Origin of the sequence: Exiguobacterium sp. TDN 0502, assembly GCF_050846835.1 — a bacterium.
Lineage (GTDB): Bacteria > Bacillota > Bacilli > Exiguobacteriales > Exiguobacteriaceae > Exiguobacterium_A.
In genome coordinates this window covers 75,510-97,051 of sequence record NZ_JBOZGJ010000008.1, presented here as the reverse complement: position 1 = coordinate 97,051, position 21,542 = coordinate 75,510, and the positions used below count along the sequence as shown (strand labels likewise).

Genomic DNA, 21,542 nt, shown 5'->3' with positions numbered 1-21,542 from the left:
TAGAGCGTTTTCTTATTGAGCGGACTGATCGATTACGTGACGTAACGTGTGCTCCACTTCTTCTGCGACTGTCTTTAGTGCTGCTTCGTCTGCTAAGTCCATCAAGGCAGTTGGTTTTGGCATACCGATTTTCGTTTGTCCGTTTTCTGTGTAGACAACGATTTTGCAGGGCAGAAAGTAACCGGCCCGTAGATCGTGGGAGACGACACGGTGCGCTTCTTTTGGTTGACATACTTCAAGGATATGATAGTTTTCGTCAAACGAAAGCTCTTTTTCTTCGAATTTTTTTGCTAAATCAAATTCCCATAAGACACCGAACGATGCTTCCGAGAGAGCCTGCTTCAGTTGAGAGATGACGTGCTCCAGATTGTGATGCGATGTAACCGTATAGTCGAACATAAATACCCCTCCTGGTGTTTTAAGTTATAGACCCTATTCCCTGATTGAACTTCTTTAATCCGAATCAGGCAATGTGCTCTGTTTGAGCAGATGCTACGACAAGACGGCATTAGCGCGGTACAGTTAAATAAAAGAACATCCAATAGACGTCATGCGACGTAAGCTAAATAAAGGAGGCGAAGGGAGATGAAGAAGCGAATGTGGACGATTTTATCGGTCATCGGTCTCGTCGTCATCATCGTCGGTGGTTACTTCGTATTCCAGCAGCAACAGGCGAAATCAAGTGGCAGTAAGGAACTGGATTATCAACCGGAAGAGACGGCGATTTTAGCCGGAGGGTGCTTCTGGTGTATGGAGCCACCGTTCGAAGAGCTAAAAGGAGTCAAATCCGTCATTTCCGGATATACCGGTGGTGATGTCGAAAAGCCGACTTACAATCAGGTTTCATCCGAGACAACTGGACATCGCGAAGCTGTATTGATTACATTCGATCCTGCAGTCATCTCATATAAACAAATCCTGGACGTTTATTGGCGCCAAATCGATCCGACGGATGCAGACGGTCAATTCGTCGACCGAGGAGAGTCATACACGACAGCCATTTTTTATACGAATGCGGAACAAAAGGCGACCGCGGAACAATCGAAAGAGGCACTTCAGCAGCAAGGGGTCTTTGATGAAAAAATCATTACACCGTTGATTGCAGCAGGTCCTTTTTATGAAGCGGAAGCGTACCATCAGGATTACTATCTAACGAATGAAAAGAAATATAAGTTTTATCGAGCAGCTTCCGGACGGGATGACTTCATTGACCAGCACTGGAACGATCAGCCGAAACTCGATATACCGACCTATCCGAAATTAACGGATACGGAAATCAAGAAAAAGCTAACGGATATTCAGTATAAGGTGACTCAAAAAGACGGAACGGAGCCGGCGTTTGACAATCCGTATCATGACTTAAAGGCAGACGGAATCTATGTTGATCTGATTTCTGGTGAACCGTTGTTTTCATCAAATGATAAATACGATTCAAAAACGGGCTGGCCGAGTTTCACGAAACCACTTGAACCCGGTAACATCATTGAAAAAAGCGACTTTTCGATTGGAATGAAACGAATGGAAGTCCGGAGCCGACATGGAAATGCGCATCTCGGGCATGTCTTTTCCGATGGACCGAAACCAACAGGGCTTCGGTATTGTATGAACTCGGCTGCCTTACGTTTCATCCCGAAAGAAGACTTGAAACAAGAAGGCTATAGCGAATACGTAGCTGATTTTAAATAATTATCTAAAGGCATTCAGTGTATTGAAACACTGGATGCCTTTTCTTTCAAAATTGTAAGATACATCCAAAAAATAAATACCCATTTTATCCATATCCTGTTTATAATCAAGATACAGTACATCCATCTTGAAGGAGGAACAGGCGTGAAGAAACTGATGATTTGGGTCATGCTGAGCTGTCTCGTATTGACACTCGGAGTAGGACCTACGACGGCAAAGGCAGAGACAGCCCTTGCTAAGGCAACACTTTTGAAAGCAGGACAAGAAACGACACTTGAAACAGGCACAGAAGAAAAAAATACATACTGGTATCGTGTCGACCATGAAGCGGGAGTTGAAAAATCGGCATCCCATTTTGAAGTATCCATTGATACGGATCAACCGCTCCAAGTAACAGCGTATCCGAGTGAAGCGATGGCTGTCGAAGATGATACATTCGATCGTTACCGGACAGAAGCGGAGCCGAACGAAAAAGCACCAACCAAGTTAGCCGTTCCATACGCATGGGACGGACCTTATTATGTCAAAGTCGAGTATTACCCGTATATCGAGGAAGGAAAGACAGTAAAAGCAGCACATGCCAAGCTGACATACAATAACGTCAAGTTACCGGTCGAATATGAGCCGATCAATGACATCAGTTGTATGGCGGAAGAAGCGCTCAAGCAAACAAAAGAAGAGAAACCGATGCTTGCCCTCATGCACTCGATTCAAAAACAGGTGCTTAGTCAATCAGAGGCAGGACGTGCTTTGACATCACTCTATTACAAAGCATCTCCTTACGTCGTCAAAACACTAGTCTTCAATAAAGAAAAACGTCAACAAGCATATGAAGATTTGAAAACGTTGAAGCCTGCAATGGAGGCGCTCGTACGTGGCACATCGTACACACTGACGAAAGCCGATCAGCAAGCTGTCGATCGTCTCTATCAATTATCACGGGATGCGTCACCTGCTGTGATTGCAGAAGAAATTGATGGATACGCGAACAAAATGGACATCACTAAGTTAAGCGGAAGCACATTAAGCGATACATTCCAGTCTATGGGAATGAATATTCAATCTAAGGAAGCGACACGTTATATCGTCAAATTAAAACCAGGTAAGATGAACCGTTCGATGAAGATTGCAGGTGTGCAAGCAACAGACGTAGAACGTTTATCCCTTGGCAATGCAGGGGACTTCGTTATCGTGACGGAAGACCCGAGCGTCAAAGGGCAATCGGCAGCAGCGTTAAAACAATCGCTCAACCGTTCGTCAGCCGTTGAGTACGTCGAAAAGGTACAGACGTACCGTGCAACGAGCGATATTAACTTTGACTATCAGTGGGCTGTCAATAAAAAGACTGCCTTTGAACAATTTGATAACGTCGGGATCGGGTTCGACGCTTTCCAACAACGTTTTGGAAATCAAAAATTAGCACCCGTCAAAATCGCAGTCATCGATACAGGGGTCGACTACCGTTTGAAAGATCTTCAAGGAAAAGTCGATATCGCGAATGAGAAGAACTATGTTTCTGTCAACGGCGATGGAGACGCGATTGACGATAACGGCCATGGAACACACGTAGCAGGTGTCATTGCGGCGACGATGAACAATGATTACGGCATTCAAGGGATTCATCAGTCGGCACAAATCCTTCCGGTCAAAGTCTTGAACGCAAATGGCGAAGGAGACACGGATGCGATTGCCCTTGGTATCAAGTACGCGGTCGACAAAGGTGCGAAAGTCATCAACATGAGCCTTGGTGGTGGTGAAAGCCGGACGATGGCTTATATGATGAAATATGCAGCTGACCACGGTGTCACAGTCGTTGCCGCTTCAGGAAACGATTACGATATGATGGTCGGATATCCTGCGAACTCAGAGTATGCGATTTCAGTCGGAGCGACGAATCCACTCGGAATGGTCGCCGATTATTCGAACTACGGGATCGGTCTTGATGTCGTGGCACCGGGAACGAAAGTCGCAAGTCTGATTCCTGACGGGAATACCGTGTATATGGATGGAACAAGCATGGCATCTCCACACGTTGCAGCAGTAGCAGGAATCTTGAAGTCACTGAATCCGAAACTGACACCTACACAAATCGAACAGATTCTTCGGAAGAGTGCAGAGCCACTCGCATTCGAGAATCCGAACGACTGGTATGAATTCGAAGATGAGGACGAAGATGGTGAAAAAATAGAGCCTGAGTTCCCAGCATACGTGAGTCCAGTTGCAGGTTACGGTAAGGTCAGTATTCCACGCGCGATTTCTCAGCTGAATTTGAACGGGAATGTTGCTAAAGTCTATGACAATCAATTATTCGTTTCAGGAACGGTCAAGACCGGGACGAAAGTCGAAGTCTGGGCAGCCATCGTGACGAAAGATAAGAGTGGTAAAGAAAAAACTACGAATACGAAATTAGCTACGACGACTGCCAATGCAGGAAAATATAGTGTGAAGATTCCGCGTCAGAAAGAACGGACCGTCTTGACGATTCGTTACGCGAACGGTCTCGACGTGACGTCGGAGCGGACAGAGGTTGTTGCTGGAAAAGCACCAAAGGCACCGAAAGTCAAACCGGTTCTTGCCGGTGCGACGAAAATGACAGGTACAGCTCTAGCGGGCGGTACGATTACAGTCAAAGATGCGAAGCAGAAGAAAATCGCTACGACGAAAGTTGACGCAAAAGGTCACTTCAGCGTGAAGTTACCTAAACAAGTCGGTGGTTCAAGTTTGATCGTTACCGTGACGGATATTGCCAAACGTACAAGTAAACCGACGATCGTAAAAGTCTTACCAGCACCAGTAGCGCCAAAAGTGAAGTCAGTCTATGCCGGTCAAACGAAAGTAACCGGTACAGCTGAAAAGAAATTGAGTGTCTATGTAAAAGATTCGAAGAAAAAAGTGATTGGCAAAGGAACGGTTTCTGCAAAAGGAAACTATTCTGTCAAAATTCCGAAGCAAAAGGCAAAAGCCAAACTATCGGTATATGTCAAGAACGCGCGAGGACAAGTCAGTCCGGTGACTGCAATGACAGTCAAGAAAGCAAAAAAATAAGGAATACGAAGATCTTTTTTCGGGTACATTTCGAAAAAAGGTCTTTTTTGTATATCCTAGCTTTTGCTTCTGGATTGTTTCTATTATGCTTAAGAAAATAAGTGGAAAAACATCATTCTCTGAATGATGAGGAGGATACATTCATGATGAACTGGATTCGGCGACGAATCGGTCGACAATTATTAACCGTCTTTTATGCGGTGCTGATCGTAGTATCGATTACTTCGTTCTTTGTCTATAACTACATGGAAGGACGAATCGAAACATCGAAACAAAACATTGAAACGATCAGTGAACAAAATCGCCGGGCCAACAATCTATGGGACAATTGGCAAACGGTCCAGTTTGGATTACGAGGGTTCGTCATTTTCGGGAACCAGGAACGGTTTGATGAGATTCAGGCACTCCGGACAGATATTAAAAGCGAGACGGACTGGTTCTCGCGAAATGCAAAAACCGATGAAGAAGAAGAGTTCGCAGCACAGATGACGAATTTATATGAACTGTATTACGATGCACTTTTCCCGCTGACGCAGTCGTACGTCAATGAAAAAAAAGCGAACCGGATCAACGAGGATTTCCTGCAGGGAGATAGTCTATTCTCTTTACCGGTTGCGAAGCGACTCGTCGAACAAGGAAGACTCAAGCCGAATGCTGACGGTTCATTAGATATTACACCAGATATCGAGAAGGCATCGTCTTCACTAAATGACTACCGGAAGAATCTCAGTCAACAACAAGAAGCAGCTGTCGGGGAACTGCGGAGCGAAGTCGCGAAGTCGCAATGGATTTGGATATCAAGTATCGTTGTACTTATCGCGTTCATCCTTTTATTCGTGCACCCATTCCTGCGCCGGATGACACGACAATTACTACGCTTAATCGACGATAATCAGAAGCTCGCTCGGAAAGAACCGATTGAGATTGATAAAGCTGCCGAGCAACGACCAGACGAAATCGGACTACTGCGCGCTGCCTTTAACCGGATGGTCGTAACAACGAATACCCATACGGATGCGATGCAGGGGAAAAACGAAGAATTACAGGCGCAAAGTGAAGAGTTGCTCGCGCAACAAGAAGAACTGCAAGCGCAGCAAGAAGAACTCGAAGAAGCCTATCAAACGACGAAGAAAAATGAGGAAAAGCTCCGCTTACGTAGCGAATTGACGGAGGCACTTGCGGTTCGAGAAACCGTCGAATCGTACCCAGCAATTGTTCAAAAGATGATCGATATCACATCCTCGGAATATGGTGCCCTATTGCTCTATGAAGAAGGGGAGTTCATTGGTGCGACGACGAATGGAATGACGATGGAGTATTTAAATGTGCTGTTAACAGACGAGATATCTGTCATCAACCGGTCTATCCGGAAACGGGAATTCCTTCAATCGGAAAAACGTGTTACGCGTAAAAAGGAACATCCCTATAGTTTCAGTACCTATGAAGTGACGATTCCAGTCGAGGATCCGCAAACGCGTGAGCTGATTGCTGCCATCTATCTTGTACGCTATAAATCAGCGTATGAAGGGCAACAATTGACGGATATTCGGGAATTCGCGCAACAGATGACGTTATCGCTCCTGCGCACGCGTTCGTATGAAGCAATGCGTCAGGAGAAAGAGAAGACAGAGCAGGTACTGGATTCCATCCGAGAAGCGATCATCTATCTCGAAGATGGAAATGATGAACTCTACGTCAACCGTCCGCTCTTTGAACTGATTCCTGAACTGCAGTCCGAGTTCACGATTGATCGGACGTTGCCGTCGAGTGATTATGTCATCGATGTGATGCGTCAAGTGGTTGATGACATCGACGCGTTCAATGCGTATCTCGAGTTGATCCGTAGCGGAAACGTTTCACCGGATAAAGTTCGGTTTGATGTTCGAAACAACACTGCTCATTTGGAAGTCTATGCTGAACGCATCGATGTCGTCGGGGGGTGGAAGGGAATCATTCTCGTCTTACGGGATATTACCCGGGAAACAGAAGCGGATCGTCTGAAGACGGAACTCGTCTCGACCGTATCGCATGAATTGCGAACGCCGCTCTCATCCATTTACGGCTTTACGGAATTGATGCTCAACCGTAAAATCGATGACTCCAAACAGCAGAAGTACCTAGCGACGATTCATAATGAGACGGAACGGCTGTCGAACTTGGTGACAGACTTTTTAGATGTTCAACGCATGCAGTCAGGTGGCCAATTGTATCAAATGGCACATCTTGATCTGTTTACGTTAACGGAGCAGGTGATGTCGCTGTACGACGCTTCGAGCGAGCGGCACGATTTGCACTTGCAACTTCTGAGTCCGGACCGTCCGTTCATCGTTGGGGACGAGGACCGGATCAAACAGTTGATGAGTAATTTGATCAACAATGCGATCAAGTATTCGCCGGATGGTGGGCGTGTGGATGTCTGGATTGATACGAAAGACGATCAGGCGATCATTGAAGTGAAGGATGAGGGAATTGGGATTCCACATCATGCACTTGCCCATTTGTTTGATAAGTTCTACCGCGTTGATAATTCGGATACTCGACGAATCGGTGGAACGGGACTTGGTTTGTCGATTTGTAAGGAAATCGTCAAGGAGCATGAAGGTGTCATCCATGTCGAATCTGAAGTCGGTAAAGGTAGTCGTTTTATCATCGTTTTACCGCTTAGTTTAACTGAATTGCTGGAGTCGGCGGAAGAGAACCGACGTTCCAGTTAAAAGGTAGCGCGAGGCAATTTTTGGACCGTGTTCGGACCGTTTAGGTGTGAGCACGGTTTTTTGTTGTGTTCAAAATAGTCAAGCTTGCAAAAATAAAATAAAAAAAGGTGAATAAACAGAAGTGATGAACCGATATACCTATAGGACAAACGAACTATGGATAAAAAAGGGAGGGGATCATCGTGTATCGAAAATGGTCAGTCATCGTCATCGGATGGCTATTACTACATATCGGCTGGGTGACGTATGTAGGTACGGATACGGCAATCGGACAAGTCGTCAACAGTCTATTCACGATTGGTGGCGTAACCATCTCCCTCTATTTGATTTGGCAAGCACAGCGACGTCAGACAAGACGCCCTTTTACGTATCGATTATTTCTCTTATTATTATTCGCTAATGCAATGCTTGGTATAGGCGAATGTGGACAGCTCCTATACTTCCTCCAAGGGCGAGCACGAATGGAACCGTTTGATTGGATCGACTTGGTCTTCAGTCTTCAAATTTTGATCTATATCATTGCTTTCGGTTATTTCCTTCGCAATCGACGACAAGAAGTCAATTTACGGGTCTTTTTGTTCGATGAGTTCATCATCTTAGTCGTTGCTGGCTCTCTTTCGTGGCACTACTTAGTGACACCCTATTTAGAAGCAAATGCCTTGCTGACGATCGAAACACTTCTATGGCTTCGATATCCGCTCGGTGATTTATTGTTGCTCGGCGGAATGATTGTCTTATTCTTTGGTTTGATGAAGCGTGGTAATGGCGGCTCGTTATTATTGATTCTACTCGCGTTTCATTTTCAGTTACTCGCCGATCTGTTGTACGTAGTACTCGAACGATTTGACTATCCGATTCCTTCAAGTTGGCTCGATCCGTTATGGTTAGCGACCGTCCTGATTGTCGGGCTTGCCGCGTACCGCTTTGATGCTGAGGAATCTCTCGTTACCCTTGATGTTACACGGAGATGGATCGATGTCCTGCGTTTAACCACTCCTTATTTATTCTTATTGATTCTATTCGTGACGATGGCGCGACAAACAATCAATTGGAACGGTTTGACGATTGGTCTGATGATTGCGATCCCGTTATTGATTTCGCGTCAAATCCGGATCGTCGTTGATAATCAACGATTGCGCGAAAACCTCGAAGCGAAGGTGGAAGAGCGAACGGAAGCACTAGCGTCTGCAATGGAAGAAATGCGGCATATGGCGTATCACGATGCCTTAACAGGACTACCGAATCGCTATTTGTTCGCCCGACTGTTCCAAGATGCCTTGTACCGGGCGGAAGCGAGTGAAGGACAAGTCGGATTATTCTTTATCGATATCGATCACTTCAAAGAGGTTAACGATACGTATGGACATCAGGTCGGAGATCAACTCATCATTGATGTCACGACACGTTTACAAAAGAAATTGCCGCCCAATACAGTCATTTCAAGACAAGGCGGAGATGAGTTCGTCGTCTTATTATTTGACGTTGAACAAGAAGCAGAAGTGGTGCAGTGTGGAGAACATCTCGTTTCCTTGTTCCGACAGCCGTTTCACCATGGCATTATTCCACTTCCGGTAACAGCAAGCATCGGTGGAGCGGTCTACCCTGCGCATGCAGCCTCTCGATCGGACTTGATCGAGCAAGCAGACCTAGCAATGTATGAGGCAAAACGTCGCGGGAAAAATCAATTTTTTTTACATGAAGCAGCAGTAAAGAAGATTTAAAAAACACGCTCGTATACCGAACCTCGTCGGATCAGTCATACGAACGTGTTTTTTTGATGGATATCATTTCTTTTGGATACGTGTTAAGAACGTTTCAATAACATCCGGATTCGTCACAGCTTGATTACAGGCATCACTGTCGATACACATATGATGACCGATCGTCTGATGCTGTTCCGTTGAACGACGTGTCGTTGCCGTGATGAGCGTGATGTCACTATACGTATGGCAAACTGCACAAATCCCTTTTTGGATGGAAGGCATATAGGTTCCCTCGACGCCAATCCATTCACCATCCAAAGGATAGACGAAGTATTTTTTTCGATTCCCGGTATCGTTCCAGCTTAAAAACGTCGTATGTGCCCATTCGAAGGAGTGAAGTGGCGGAACATGTAACTTTTTCGTTTTTTTGAACAGCTGTCGGATCCGCGATTCCGAGATTTCTGGAAACGGTAGGATGAAAGGTGTGATCTGTGTCAAATAATCGAGTAGATGTTGTTCGGTCTCTGCATTACGAATCTGTGTCAGCAATTCTTCCTGTTCGACTGTCAACATCGGTAAAAGATCGAATATTTTTTCAGCTGCGCTGTAGCGGACAGCATTACGAACATCGGGATCGTGAACAGCAGCAAACTGATGCTGTAAAAGTTCTACTTGATTACGAATGAAGTTGTACTGATAAGGAAGTAAAAAAGTATGCATTTTCGTTCCTCCTTTTCTTTTCATCCTACCGGAATCGGGTGACAGAACAAAGACTCTTTTTTTGTTTTTCCTCTTCCTTCAACGGGAATTGAAAGATAACGCATATGCGAAGCGGAGGTGAAGAGAGACGTGCAATTCTTAACGTTTTTACGGTTGCTGAATCTAGGATCCTTTTTATTTGCCTTACTCGCACGTATCGTTTGGCAACGTCCGGTGTCCATTCCTGCTCTTCCCCTCGTACCTGCCTCATTCTTTGATGCGATTGCCGGTATCGCCTTTACGACTCTTTTGATTTGGTGCATTCGACCGGTTCGAGCATTTCCCGCAGATCGGGAGCTGATTGAAGACATCGGTGGTTGGCTGTCATTATCACTTATAACGCTTGGTATTAGTAGTATCAGCGGCCCACCATGGGAATTGGTCTGGACGACGATCTCCTTCATCAGCCTTTGTCTAGTCTACATGAAAATTCAACATCACCCACGGCGTTCACCTTGGATGCGGTCTCCGTTTTCTGTATTGATCGCATGGATGAGTACGATGCTGTTGATTTTGCCATTTCGTATCTTGTCAGATTTTCAATTCACGTCTTTGTTCGGTCTTACCGAACGTCAATGGAGCACCGTCGCACTCGGTGCGGCTATTCTATGCGGACTGCTTTTTATCATCATCCACTCCGATTGGGTTTTCGGACTAGTGCTCGTCTGGTATTTGATCGGACTCTTCTTCAACGATCGACTCTTGCGATTCCCGCAGATTTTAGCTGGAGCCGGAATCATCGTTGCTCTTTCTTGTTGCTATCATGTATTCCAAAAACGACAACGTCTGTTTCGACAGTATCCGCCGAAGTCTTCTTCTTCCTAGTCATGTTTTCGCACGTTTTGGGGTATATCCCTTATAGCTGTTAAAAAGGGGGAGACAAATGTCATGGGTAAAAAACAATGGATGGGTGTTTATCAGAATGAAACGGATTTAATTCGAAAAATTGAGGACTTACACTTCGCAGGTTATCTCGAAGAAGACTTATATGTCGTGTTACAAGATAAGACGGATATGGCAATGTTACGCGGACAATCCGCAGCACAGATCGTTTCCGGGAAACGAACATTATTCGAACGCTTTACAGGAAAACCGGCTTCGGCGGAAGAAATCCAAACAGCCTTCACAGAACTCGGATTACCAGAATCGGAAATCCGTCAACACGTACTGCGTGTCCAGCAGGGAGAATATGTCCTGTTAGCGGACGAAGAGGGGGCAGCGCGTCCAGCGCCAGAACCGAAGAGTATTCTTGAGACGGAGCCAGAAGGCATCGAAGCCGAGCGGAAACTGGATCACGAAAACCGAGCGCTTGAAAACGAGAATGACCGGAAGTTTTAATCAAGTCGCGTAGAAAGGATGATTCCTGATGGAGGAGAGCCAATATCATACGATTTTAGTGGCGGTCGACGGATCTAAGACGGCGGATTTGGCGTTTGAGAAGGCAGTCAAATTCGCCAAACTCGATCATGCGAAGCTCGTCATCGCCCATGTCATCGATATTCAGACATTTGCTAACGTACGTGCCAATAAACGTTTCATTGATCAAAACGTCACGGAGTATGCACAAGAGCTGCTCGATCGTTACGAAAAACGGGCACAGGAAGCAGGCGTCGAGACTGTCGAACTCGTCATCGAAAACGGCTCTCCGAAAACACTGATTCCTAAAGTCATCGCCCCACGCGTCGGCGCGGGTCTGATTGTCTGCGGGGCTGTCGGGATGAATGCGATGGAACGGATCATGATCGGGAGTGTGTCGGAAAACATCTCACGCTATGCGAAATGTGACATCTATATCGTCCGTCCGAAAACATTGAAGTGACATGAAACAGCACACATCGCTTGATGTGTGCTGTTTCATGTCATGTCAAAACATAATAGAATATTCCTAACAAAATTAGAATGATTGGAAGAAAGATGAAATACATCCAAGACATGTTTTTTGCTGACGTCTTATAATCATAGCGCTCTTCCGAGGGTTGCTTAGCGATCCGTAACGTAAAGACGAGACCAACGAGACAGATGACTAGAGCAATCCAAAATAAAGTCAACATAAGCATGCTCCTCTCTTCCTTCATCATACAAAAAAAGGTATTCTTCTGCACCAGTAAATGTGACAGTTTAAAGTTGACATTTACCTAGTTGAGGGGCTAAACTATCACCATAAGTTTAGGGGGTAAACTAATAATGAAAGACAATCTACGTGAAGCAGTCCTCCTGTTTGAAGAAGTCATGATCCACGGGACGGAACGCGTCTTAAAATCCGTTGAATCACCGGTCTGGCAGATGTATTCGCCGGAACAGCTTCATGTGCTGAAGCTTGTCGGTAAATATGGACCGATCTCGTCAGGACGTCTCGCCGCAATCCAGGGCGTGCATAAAAGCGCGATCTCGAACCGTTTGAAAAAGCTGACTGAAAAAGGACTTGTCATCATTGAACGGAAGGAAGATGACCACCGGACGAAGTACATTTCGCTGACGGAGTCAGGGCAGTTAGTTACAACAGAAGCGGAGCAGGAAATCTATGCTTATCTTGAAAGTTTGATCGAAGGAAAGGTCGAGGAAAAAGAAGTCATTCAATTCATCGAAACCTTTAAGAAAATCAAGGAAATTCTGCAGTTGAACGACTAAAAACAGATAAAAGGAAGAGGAGATTCAGATATGCGACAAATCGTCAAATGGCGCTGGGCAATTCTTGCATTATTGCTCATCGTCACCGTAGGATTATTATTCACCGCACCAAACCTCGCCAAACAAGCTGAAGAAGCGGGGGCAATCCAGCTGGCCGATACTGCGGATTCGCAACGGGCAGCCGATATTTTAGAAAAAGCGGGAGCCAGTGAAGAGACGATTTCTCTCGTCATCCCGTTGAAGGAAAAAGTGACGGAGGAAGACCGGAAAGAAATCGGTCAAATCGTCAAAGATCTGGAAGCGCTAGATCGTCCAGTCACGGATGTGCTGGATCCGTTTGAAAATAAAGAAACAGAAGGACAACTCGTCTCAAAAGATCAAAAGACAGTTCTTGTGCCTATCACAGTCGACGGCTCTCAGGAAGAAATCGTCAAACTGGCCAAACACATCCGGACGGATCTGTTACCGGAGAACAAGACGATTTATTTGACGGGTGAGTCATTGATCAATGATGACGTCAACACGAGTTCTCAAGAAGGACTCAAGCGAACAGAGCTGATTACAGTTGGATTGATTTTCGGATTGCTCCTACTCGTATTCCGTTCCGTCGTTACACCGTTCGTTCCACTCGTTGCCGTTGGGTTCACGTACCTGATCAGCCAATCACTTGTCGCGTACTTCGTCGATTGGTTCGGCTTCCCGGTATCGAACTATACCCAAATCTTCCTCGTTGCCATCCTGTTCGGGATCGGGACGGACTACTGTATCTTACTGCTTAGTCGGTATAAGGAAGAATTGACGGCTGGGCATGATGTTGAAACAGCGATTGTTAATACGTACAAGACAGCAGGACGTACTTTGTTAATCAGTGGACTTGCTGTTCTCGTTGGATTCTCGGCCATCGGATTTGCTGATTTCCCGATCTTTAAATCATCCGTCGCTGTTGCTGTCGGGATTGCCGTTTTGTTACTCGTTCTGTTTACACTTGTTCCATTTTTCATGGCGACACTGAAAGAGAAGCTCTTCTGGCCGTCGAAAAAGGCAGCGAGTCATCAGGATAGCAAATTATGGTCACACTACGGCGGGCTATCGATTCGTCGCCCGTTACTCGCGATGATCATCGTTGCCGTCGTGACGGTTCCGACTCTCTTTACGTATGATGACGATCTTTCCTTTAACACGGTCGATGAGATCGGTGCGAAGTATGAGACCGTCAAAGGCCTCAATGCGATTTCTGACGGATTTGGTGCCGGTGAATCGTTACCGGTCAATGTCATCCTGAAGAGTGATGGTGATATCGTCTCGGAAAAAACGGTTCCATATGCCGAACAATTGAGCCGCGAACTCGTCAAGATCGACGGTGTTAAATCAGTCCGTTCGATTTCGCGTCCGACCGGTGAAGTCATTGATGATTTCTATGTCGATCGTCAACTGAAGCAAGTCGCGGACGGTATGAAAAAAGCAACCGCTGGTCTCGGTGATGTTCAATCCGGACTGACTACCGTCGAAGAGAATTTGAACGGCATCACAGGACAGCTACCGGCAGGAGACGCTGCTTCTTCGGGAGCGAGTCAGTTGCAACAGGCAGCAGACGGACTCGGTCAAATCAATCAACAGTTGACGCAAGTCGGTCAAGGTTTGCAATCGACACAAAACATTCCGCAAGCTGTCGGCACATTGAATGCCTTGTCCGGTCAGTTGAGCCAGGTACAGGCTGGAATCAATCAGGCGGCGAGCGGTATTGCCTCGCAAGGTGAGCAGGCAGGTCAACTCGGAAGTGGACTGACGCAGCTTGCGGACGGGGTCGGTCAAGCAAACGAAGGGTTGTCGAACATCGAAAGTGGTCTTGGGGATATCCAGGATCTCCTCACAGAGATGGGGCAAGCAACATCGATTCGCGGAACGGGTGTGTTCGTTCCAAAAGAAACACTGTCGGATAAAGACTTCAAACCAGCAATCGACCGTTATGCAATTGATCAGCAAACCGGATTGAAATTTGAAGTCATTCTCGAAGATGATCCGTATTCACCGAAAGCGATTGAAACCGTTGCTGCGATCAAAAAGACGACAGCGAACACGGTTAAAGGGACACCATTTGAGGATAGCACTGTCGCTTACGGTGGGATTTCAAGCGTCAACAGTGACTTAAATGATACGTCCAAATCGGACTTTAAACGGACGGTGACGGTCATGCTGATCAGCTTATTCGTGATTTTAGCGATCATGTTCCGTTCGTTGATCATGCCATTGTTCATGATTGGTTCGTTATTGCTGACGTACTATACATCGATGTCGATCGCTGAGTTGATCTTCGTTAACGGTCTTGGATATGACGGCATCAGTTGGGCGGTTCCGTTCTTCGGTTTCGTCATGTTGATTGCCCTTGGAATCGATTACTCGATCTTCCTGCTCGACCGGTTCCGGGAAGAGACGATTAAAGGACTCGATACGAAGGAAGCGATGTTCCTATCGATGAAGAAGATGGGTTCTGTCATCATCACGGCAGCAATCATTCTTGCGGGAACATTCGGAGCAATGATGCCGTCTGGTGTCTTGAGTCTCGTTCAAATCGCAACGATCGTCATCACCGGTTTACTCTTGTATGGTTTGATCGTCTTACCACTCTTGATTCCAGCGATTACGGTATCGTTCGGTAAAGGGGTCTGGTGGCCGTTTCGACCTGACTCTAAAAAATAAACTGTAACAAAGCCGGGTTCGTCTTTTGGATGAACCCGGTTTTGTCTTCACGTATACTAAAAACAGATCAAAGGAGGTAGAACATGCAACATTTTCAACAACTGACTTCACGGATTTGGTATCAGACACCGGTCAGTGAGACGGACCGCCCGATTCTCGCCGTCGTACGCGGGGAGAATCGTCAATTGATGATCGATGCGGGGAACTCGTCAGCCCATGCGGCGCTTTTTTTAGAAGAGATGCAAAAACGTGATCTCGGAACGCCTGATCTATTAGCATTAACGCATTGGCACTGGGATCATATTTTTGGAATGAGACACCTTGATCTGCCGTCGATCGCGACCAATCAAACGATCACGCATATGAAGGCGATGCAGTCATACGCTTGGACGGATGAAGCGTTACAAGAACGAATGGACCAAGGGATCGAGATTCCGTTTTGTGCGGACGCGATCAAGCTCGAGTTCGGAGCGACACGTGATATCGAAGTCGTTTTACCAACAATCGGCTTTGAAAGACGACTGGATCTTAATTTAGGAGATGTCCACTGCCAACTGATTGAAGTCGAAAACGATCATTCCCCCGGGAGCCTGCTCGTTTATATTCCGGAAGAACGTGTCGTGTTCTTAGGTGACGCGATGTACGCCGATATCTTTTCACCAAAGTGGAACTACACGGTGGAACGGGCGGAACAATTGCTTGATGTCATCGACCGTTTAGAAGTCGATCACTATGTCTGGTCGCATGGTCGGGTGATGCCAAAGGAAGAATTTGCGAACGAATGCAGGATGATGCGCCGAGCAATCCGTGTAACGAAAGCAGCGAACGGACGACTGAAAGACATGCGGGTATTATATGCCGAAGAGACGGGGAGTCCGTTGACGGAAGACGAGACGGAAATGTTGATCTACTTTGCGAATGGAATAAAATAACAGAGTTTTTCAAGGACTCTATGTATTCGTGTCGAAATGAGAACAAGGAAAGGTATTAAAAGAAAGGACGGGGTGTTATGTCTAAATCAAGGTTTGAGCGTGATGAGACCGTCGACCGGGTCTTTTTCGGAAAAGCCGGACTGTTCTCGCTGCTCGTCATTATCGGAGGAATACTGTATCTGTTGTATGATTTGTATCTGCAATGATCGGAACGAGAGCGTTCCGGTCATTTTTTTGAATTCAGGGGAGTGCATCGAAACCAGATATTGGGTAATAACTTGCGTGAGGCTGTTAGAGAAAGTGAGAGGAGATGTCGGATGAAACGAATTCAAATTGCGGATTTTGACCGGCGTATGCCATCGATTGAATTGGTCGAGAAGGACGATCATTACGAGGCAATGCTTGTCCCAAGCTACGATCATACCTATCCTTCGACGCAAATCCGGACAATCCGCTTAGCAGATTTATCCGTCAATCTGATTGTCACCCCGCAAGAGACCCGCCTCGTTTCAGCGCTGTTCCATAAACCGGTCCAGGTGGCGGATATCGTTGCCTGGATGCAGCTGTACACGATCAGTTTTGACCAGTCGGATGAGACCGGTTATTTCGTGGAGCAGGCGGATGAAATTTTAGAAGTCGTCTTGTACCAGAATCATCCGATTGTGATCGCAACGCGCGGGCAGGATCGATTGTATTATGATACGGAGGGAGCGATTGAAGTACGACGGGCAATGAATGAAACAGTCGGCGAACGTCCGTTGCTTTACTTGAACGGGGAAGCTTGGTATGGTGTGCCGCGTCTGACATTCAATCGGATGAAGGATGAGTTACACGTCAACGGAACGGTCCTGTTTGCTGATTACATGGATATCTATCAGGACAAGGTCGGCTTCTTTAGGACCGATAATCCAGCGCTTCCGATCGTCCTGTTGGTCGGAACAGCCATCATTGAGATGGAGCTGACGGAAAATCCGGACGGGTCACGCGTCCTGATTTTAGAGCAACCGTATGACGAAGCATGAAAGTGCACAAAAACCGTTCAGCAGATGAACGGTTTTTGTATGAGACCGTGAAATCCCTTACAAAATATGCGAAGATAGTAAAGAGACAGATCAAAGGGGTTGAGGGGGACATGGCGAAAGAAACACCGCGTAATTCGAAATGGATGCGTTCCTATAATCGAGCGCTCGTCTTGCGACTGATTCGGATGCATCAACCGATTTCGCGGGTCGAGTTGGCGCAACGGACGAACTTGACGAAGCCGACCGTATCGAACATCGTCAGTGAATTGATTGCAGAACAACTCGTGACGGAGCGGGAGCTTGGGGTATCAAACGGGGGACGAAAACCGATCATGCTCGAACTTGTCGCAACAGAACAATATGTCATCGGCATCGACGCAACGAGTCATCAATTCATCGGTGTCGTTGCGGATTTAAGTGGCAATACGATTCACGAGTCGGAAGCCGTGGGACGCTTTGAGACGAATGAAGAATTGATTGAAGCAATCGGTCGCTTATGCGAGACCTTGATTGCACAGACACAAGGACGAGGTACGATCCATGGTATCGGGATTTCCGTTCACGGGATGGTCAACCCGGAAACGGGTGTCATCTTGTTTGCGCCGCGTTTCCATCTGCATGATGTGGCATTAAAGGAACAGCTCGAGGCACGCTTTGACTATCCGGTTTTCATCGAAAACGACGTTCGGGCACTTGCGTCATTTGAACTGTTATTCGGAGAAGGCGTCGGGGTCGAACAGTTTTTTTATCTCTATGCCGGAGAAGGAATCGGGGGCGCTTACGTGCTCGACGGACAGCTTGTCGACGGGCAACATCACATCACGGGAGAGGTCGGACATATGCGTCTTGATCTCGACGGTCCGATTTGTTCGTGCGGGAACCGGGGGTGTCTTGAAGCACTTGCTGGTGAAAAAGCGCTACTCCGGGATCATGCGGTCGTCGATCCGCAAGTCACGACGCTTGCTGATTTGCGAAAGCGGTTGAACGAACGCGACGAACAGGCGGTCCGGGCATATGAACGCGCCGGAGAATACATCGGAATCGGTGTCCTGAACACCATCCATCTCCTGAATCCGCGCCGGATTTTACTCGGCGGACCAATGTTTGAACTCGCACCGACGATCGTCAATCAAATCAAGGAACGGGTCGAGCATACCGCGTTGACGGCCGCTTCACGTGAAACCGATGTCAAAATGGTGCCATGGGGAGAAAAACAGGGAGCGCTCAGTGCAGCAGCCCTTGCGACGAACAGTTTATTTCAGACGATTTAACGAACCGGTTTTATCTCTTGTGAACGAGCAAGAGGTAATACCGGTTTTGTTATTCAAAAATAATTTAATGAAACCGTTTACAAATCAAAAAGTGATGTGCTATAGTCGATGTAAAGTTAGATAATAAATTTAATTTACTAAGTTCAGGGTCAATTAAGTGGAGGTGGATGCAGGTTAGCAGGGGCTAATCAAGCTGAAGCAGGAAAGGGAGGCATCGCGCAATGGAACCACACGATCCATGGGTTTCGTACCGTGAAGCTTTCGGGCGTTACGGAGCAATCCGCGGTTTTTATTTTCAGCGGTCAACGCAACAGATGACAGAACAGGGTCCTGGCGATGTCCCGACAGACGAGCAGGATATCGTGCTCGTCCGACCACGACGTGACGGTGTGTTTCAATTCCGGATGTCATCGGTGCAAGGGGTCCTGACAATCCGTTCATCCGAATTACACATCCGAAAAAATGAGAGCGGATACATCGAATTACGCGCACTCATGCAACACATGCGTTCCGCCGGTTGTTTGACGCTCGGTGGAGAGCTGTATCTCTTCGTCCGACCGGACGTTGATACGCTGGCGTACCGTCTTCGATTGATCGCCCGCGTGTTGATTCAGCTACAGGGAATGCCGATTCAGACGAAGGTAATCGAAGAATGGTGCAAACAAGCACAAATCGAAGGGGAACATGCTAGACGATACGCTTGACTACTTACACATAAAAAGGGGAGCTCTTACATGAAATTCAAAAAAACGAAACTTGTTGCTGCAGCATCAGTCCTGACATTATCCGCATTCCTCGCTGCTTGTGGTGGCGAAGATGAGCAACAAACGAAAACAAAAGACGGTAAGACGATCGTTACATGGTGGGGCTGGGCACCACAACCTGAAGCAGGGAAAGCCGTCGTTGATGCGTTCAACGAATCGCAAGACAAATACGTCGTTCAATTCAAACGCTACAGTGAAGACTACGAAAAACAATTACAGGTCGCGATGTTGTCAGGGAAAGGTCCAGACATCATCGGTCTGAAAGAACCAATGATCCAGCAGTACAAGGATCGTGTCGTACCGGTCGATTCGTACATGGATAAAGCCGCCGGGAAAGGCTGGAAGGATAAGTTCGTCGAGCTCGGCATCGAACAGACGACGCTTGACGGCAAACAGTACGCGGTTCCGATCGGGTTCACAGGTCAAGCGTACTTGATGTACAACAAGACAATGCTCGATAAATACGGTGTGACACCACCGAAGAACTATAAAGAAACAGTCAGCGCAATCAAGAAGATCAAAGACTCAGGCGATAAGGTCATCCCGCTCATGCTCGGAGCAAAAGACGCGTGGATCGACATCGATGTCTACAACGTCCTCAGTCACCAGGTCGCACCAGGCTACATCCAAAAAGTCCTTTCGGGTGAAGCGAAGTGGACGGATGACGAAATGGTGAAAACAGCGCAAATCTGGCAGGATCTCTTCAAGGATAAAGTCTTCCAAGAAGGTGCACTTGGTCTCGCGACATACAATGACGGGATGAACCAGTTCTTCGATAAAAAAGCAGCGATGTGGGTCATCGGATCATGGGAAGCGCACTCGATGACGACTGCTGAGAAGAAAGACAAATGGAAAATCGACGATGAACTCGGATTCGTTCCACTCCCGAATCTAGCCGGTGGAACAGAACAACCAATCATCGCATCGATTGACATGGCACTTGGTGTCAACAAAGAGTCAAAACAACAAGAAGGTGCAGCGGAGTTCATCGCCTTCATGAGCCAAGGTAAGGGTCAAGAAGTCTACATGGGTGAGTTCGAGATGGCACCTGGAATCAAGGACGTCAAAGTCGATTCAGATGCTGCCTTCACGACTGAAGGTGAAAAAGAATCGTACAAGATGTTGAACGACACGTTAGCAAAAGCGGTTGCTAGCCGTGGAATCCGGGATACGAAATTAAACGATATCCTCGGGAAGGAACTTCAAAACATCGCAACAGGACAAGATCCGAAAGAAGCATTACAACGCGTTCAAGACGCAGCGGATCAATCAGCGAAATAAGACTCGACAGTGAAGTGGTACGCCTGCGTGCCACTTCCTGATTTTTGGACTTGAGGAAAGTGGGGAATCGATATGCAGACAGAGCGACAGGAATTGCCGATTAAACCAAAAGCAGAACCGCTCCAGCCGGTGGCGACACATACGCCTGCGCCAAAGAAGAAAAAGAACATGAAGCGGAACATGGTCGGTTGGGCCTTCGTCGCCCCGATCGTCTTGTTCGTCGTCAGCTTCATCTATTATGGGATCTTCTATAACGCCTATAACTCGTTCTTCTCGTGGGACGGAATTTCGTTTGACAAAGTGTTCGTCGGACTCGACAACTATGCTGAGATGTTCCAAGATCCGGACTTCTATCTCTCGCTGAAGAATACGTTCATCTTCACGATTTTGACGGTCACGATCCAAGCCGGTATCGGTCTCGTCTTGGCGTATTTCCTGCATACACCGGGACCATTGCGGACGGCGATGAAGTCGGTCTTCTTCTTCCCTGTCGTCTTGAGCCCTGTCGTACTCGGTGCGGCATTCTCACAAATCTATGACTTCCAGTTCGGTTACATCAATGAGTTCCTCCGTACGATCGGTCTCGGCAGCCTCGAGCAGAACTGGCTCGGTGACCCGGATATCGCGCTGTATTCTGTCATTGCGATCAACATTTTCCAGTGGACAGGTTCTTCGATGGTCATGTACTACATGGCGATGCTGACGATTGAGAAGGAAATCTTCGAAGCAGCAAAAATCGATGGAGCTGGATTCTTCCGGACACTGTGGAGCATCGTCTTCCCGAACTTGAAAGGAACGACGTTCACCCTGTCGATCCTCGGTGTCATCGGTGGTCTGAAGACGTTTGACTTAGTCTGGATCACGACAGCCGGCGGACCGGGATCGTCGACGGAGTTCATTTCGACTTATCTATTCCGGAAATCGATGTTGCAACAGGAAGTCGGTTACTCGAGTGCTGTTGCCATCATCCTGTTGACGATTGCCTTGCTCATCACGTACTTCCAATTGCGCGTACAAAAGAAAATGGATAACTAAGGAGG

19 protein-coding genes are annotated in these 21,542 nt (G+C 47.0%); 16 read left to right on the top strand and 3 right to left on the bottom strand.

Annotated elements, in window-relative coordinates:
- Positions 1–12: 12 nt before the first annotated feature.
- A complete protein-coding gene (locus tag ACRPK8_RS10110) occupies positions 13–399 on the bottom strand; it encodes a DUF302 domain-containing protein (protein WP_432238115.1) in 387 nt (128 codons plus the stop codon).
- Between the two features lie 186 nt (positions 400–585).
- On the opposite strand from ACRPK8_RS10110, the gene msrB reads away from it, so the two are divergent.
- From msrB to ACRPK8_RS10090, 4 genes are all read left to right on the top strand, one after another.
- Positions 586–1,686, top strand: a complete 1,101-nt coding sequence (gene msrB / locus ACRPK8_RS10105) for a peptide-methionine (R)-S-oxide reductase MsrB (protein WP_432238114.1) — start codon at positions 586–588, stop codon at positions 1,684–1,686.
- A 144-nt stretch (positions 1,687–1,830) separates the two neighbouring features.
- Positions 1,831–4,731, top strand: a complete 2,901-nt coding sequence (locus ACRPK8_RS10100; protein ID WP_432238113.1) for a S8 family serine peptidase — start codon at positions 1,831–1,833, stop codon at positions 4,729–4,731.
- Between the two features lie 143 nt (positions 4,732–4,874).
- Positions 4,875–7,445, top strand: coding sequence for a HAMP domain-containing sensor histidine kinase (locus ACRPK8_RS10095; protein WP_432238112.1), 2,571 nt, complete (start codon positions 4,875–4,877; stop codon positions 7,443–7,445).
- A gap of 182 nt (positions 7,446–7,627) precedes the next feature.
- Entirely contained in the window at positions 7,628–9,166 is a 1,539-nt protein-coding gene (locus ACRPK8_RS10090; RefSeq protein ID WP_432238111.1) for a diguanylate cyclase domain-containing protein, read from the top strand.
- A 63-nt stretch (positions 9,167–9,229) separates the two neighbouring features.
- Here the strand turns inward: ACRPK8_RS10090 and ACRPK8_RS10085 are convergent, their stop codons facing one another.
- Entirely contained in the window at positions 9,230–9,868 is a 639-nt protein-coding gene (locus ACRPK8_RS10085) for a FusB/FusC family EF-G-binding protein (RefSeq protein WP_432238110.1), read from the bottom strand.
- Between the two features lie 129 nt (positions 9,869–9,997).
- On the opposite strand from ACRPK8_RS10085, the gene ACRPK8_RS10080 reads away from it, so the two are divergent.
- The 3 genes from ACRPK8_RS10080 to ACRPK8_RS10070 all read left to right on the top strand — a co-directional run bounded on the left by ACRPK8_RS10080 (position 9,998) and on the right by ACRPK8_RS10070 (position 11,726).
- Positions 9,998–10,732, top strand: coding sequence for a hypothetical protein (locus tag ACRPK8_RS10080; RefSeq protein WP_432238109.1), 735 nt, complete (start codon positions 9,998–10,000; stop codon positions 10,730–10,732).
- 63 nt (positions 10,733–10,795) lie between these two features.
- Complete coding sequence (locus tag ACRPK8_RS10075) at positions 10,796–11,245, top strand: general stress protein (RefSeq protein ID WP_432238108.1); 450 nt, start codon at positions 10,796–10,798, stop codon at positions 11,243–11,245.
- 28 nt (positions 11,246–11,273) lie between these two features.
- Positions 11,274–11,726, top strand: coding sequence for a universal stress protein (locus ACRPK8_RS10070; RefSeq protein WP_432238107.1), 453 nt, complete (start codon positions 11,274–11,276; stop codon positions 11,724–11,726).
- Positions 11,727–11,766: 40 nt separating this feature from the next.
- Here ACRPK8_RS10070 and ACRPK8_RS10065 read toward each other — a convergent pair whose 3' ends face one another.
- Positions 11,767–11,958, bottom strand: a complete 192-nt coding sequence (locus ACRPK8_RS10065; protein WP_432238106.1) for a hypothetical protein — start codon at positions 11,956–11,958, stop codon at positions 11,767–11,769.
- 133 nt (positions 11,959–12,091) lie between these two features.
- Between ACRPK8_RS10065 and ACRPK8_RS10060 the strand changes: the two genes are divergently transcribed.
- From ACRPK8_RS10060 to ACRPK8_RS10020, 9 genes are all read left to right on the top strand, one after another.
- Positions 12,092–12,535: a MarR family winged helix-turn-helix transcriptional regulator gene (locus ACRPK8_RS10060; protein ID WP_432238105.1), complete on the top strand. Its 444-nt coding sequence runs from the start codon at positions 12,092–12,094 to the stop codon at positions 12,533–12,535.
- Positions 12,536–12,565: 30 nt separating this feature from the next.
- Positions 12,566–15,232 (top strand): MMPL family transporter, encoded by a 2,667-nt coding sequence (locus ACRPK8_RS10055; RefSeq protein WP_432238104.1) that lies wholly within the window; start codon positions 12,566–12,568, stop codon positions 15,230–15,232.
- Positions 15,233–15,315: 83 nt separating this feature from the next.
- A complete protein-coding gene (locus tag ACRPK8_RS10050) occupies positions 15,316–16,164 on the top strand; it encodes an MBL fold metallo-hydrolase (RefSeq protein WP_432238103.1) in 849 nt (282 codons plus the stop codon).
- Between the two features lie 77 nt (positions 16,165–16,241).
- A complete protein-coding gene (locus tag ACRPK8_RS10045) occupies positions 16,242–16,370 on the top strand; it encodes a hypothetical protein (RefSeq protein ID WP_432238102.1) in 129 nt (42 codons plus the stop codon).
- A gap of 111 nt (positions 16,371–16,481) precedes the next feature.
- The gene (locus ACRPK8_RS10040) at positions 16,482–17,186 is read left to right on the top strand and encodes a hypothetical protein (protein ID WP_432238101.1); all 705 of its coding nucleotides are present in this window, start codon (positions 16,482–16,484) and stop codon (positions 17,184–17,186) included.
- A 110-nt stretch (positions 17,187–17,296) separates the two neighbouring features.
- Positions 17,297–18,457 (top strand): ROK family transcriptional regulator, encoded by a 1,161-nt coding sequence (locus ACRPK8_RS10035; protein ID WP_432238100.1) that lies wholly within the window; start codon positions 17,297–17,299, stop codon positions 18,455–18,457.
- 221 nt (positions 18,458–18,678) lie between these two features.
- Complete coding sequence (locus ACRPK8_RS10030; protein WP_058265554.1) at positions 18,679–19,161, top strand: hypothetical protein; 483 nt, start codon at positions 18,679–18,681, stop codon at positions 19,159–19,161.
- Between the two features lie 30 nt (positions 19,162–19,191).
- Entirely contained in the window at positions 19,192–20,502 is a 1,311-nt protein-coding gene (locus ACRPK8_RS10025) for an ABC transporter substrate-binding protein (RefSeq protein ID WP_432238099.1), read from the top strand.
- Positions 20,503–20,574: 72 nt separating this feature from the next.
- Positions 20,575–21,537: a carbohydrate ABC transporter permease gene (locus ACRPK8_RS10020; RefSeq protein ID WP_432238098.1), complete on the top strand. Its 963-nt coding sequence runs from the start codon at positions 20,575–20,577 to the stop codon at positions 21,535–21,537.
- Positions 21,538–21,542 lie beyond the last annotated feature (5 nt).

What these genes read in the sequence shown, in the direction of transcription:
- ACRPK8_RS10110 (WP_432238115.1), bottom strand. Translation starts at nt 399, where the DNA reads ATGTTCGACTATACGGTTACATCGCATCACAATCTGGAGCACGTCATC.
- msrB (WP_432238114.1), top strand. Translation starts at nt 586, where the DNA reads ATGAAGAAGCGAATGTGGACGATTTTATCGGTCATCGGTCTCGTCGTC.
- ACRPK8_RS10095 (WP_432238112.1), top strand. Translation starts at nt 4,875, where the DNA reads ATGATGAACTGGATTCGGCGACGAATCGGTCGACAATTATTAACCGTC.
- ACRPK8_RS10085 (WP_432238110.1), bottom strand. Translation starts at nt 9,868, where the DNA reads ATGCATACTTTTTTACTTCCTTATCAGTACAACTTCATTCGTAATCAA.
- ACRPK8_RS10075 (WP_432238108.1), top strand. Translation starts at nt 10,796, where the DNA reads ATGGGTAAAAAACAATGGATGGGTGTTTATCAGAATGAAACGGATTTA.
- ACRPK8_RS10070 (WP_432238107.1), top strand. Translation starts at nt 11,274, where the DNA reads ATGGAGGAGAGCCAATATCATACGATTTTAGTGGCGGTCGACGGATCT.
- ACRPK8_RS10065 (WP_432238106.1), bottom strand. Translation starts at nt 11,958, where the DNA reads ATGTTGACTTTATTTTGGATTGCTCTAGTCATCTGTCTCGTTGGTCTC.
- ACRPK8_RS10060 (WP_432238105.1), top strand. Translation starts at nt 12,092, where the DNA reads ATGAAAGACAATCTACGTGAAGCAGTCCTCCTGTTTGAAGAAGTCATG.
- ACRPK8_RS10055 (WP_432238104.1), top strand. Translation starts at nt 12,566, where the DNA reads ATGCGACAAATCGTCAAATGGCGCTGGGCAATTCTTGCATTATTGCTC.
- ACRPK8_RS10050 (WP_432238103.1), top strand. Translation starts at nt 15,316, where the DNA reads ATGCAACATTTTCAACAACTGACTTCACGGATTTGGTATCAGACACCG.
- ACRPK8_RS10045 (WP_432238102.1), top strand. Translation starts at nt 16,242, where the DNA reads ATGTCTAAATCAAGGTTTGAGCGTGATGAGACCGTCGACCGGGTCTTT.
- ACRPK8_RS10040 (WP_432238101.1), top strand. Translation starts at nt 16,482, where the DNA reads ATGAAACGAATTCAAATTGCGGATTTTGACCGGCGTATGCCATCGATT.
- ACRPK8_RS10035 (WP_432238100.1), top strand. Translation starts at nt 17,297, where the DNA reads ATGGCGAAAGAAACACCGCGTAATTCGAAATGGATGCGTTCCTATAAT.
- ACRPK8_RS10030 (WP_058265554.1), top strand. Translation starts at nt 18,679, where the DNA reads ATGGAACCACACGATCCATGGGTTTCGTACCGTGAAGCTTTCGGGCGT.
- ACRPK8_RS10025 (WP_432238099.1), top strand. Translation starts at nt 19,192, where the DNA reads ATGAAATTCAAAAAAACGAAACTTGTTGCTGCAGCATCAGTCCTGACA.
- ACRPK8_RS10020 (WP_432238098.1), top strand. Translation starts at nt 20,575, where the DNA reads ATGCAGACAGAGCGACAGGAATTGCCGATTAAACCAAAAGCAGAACCG.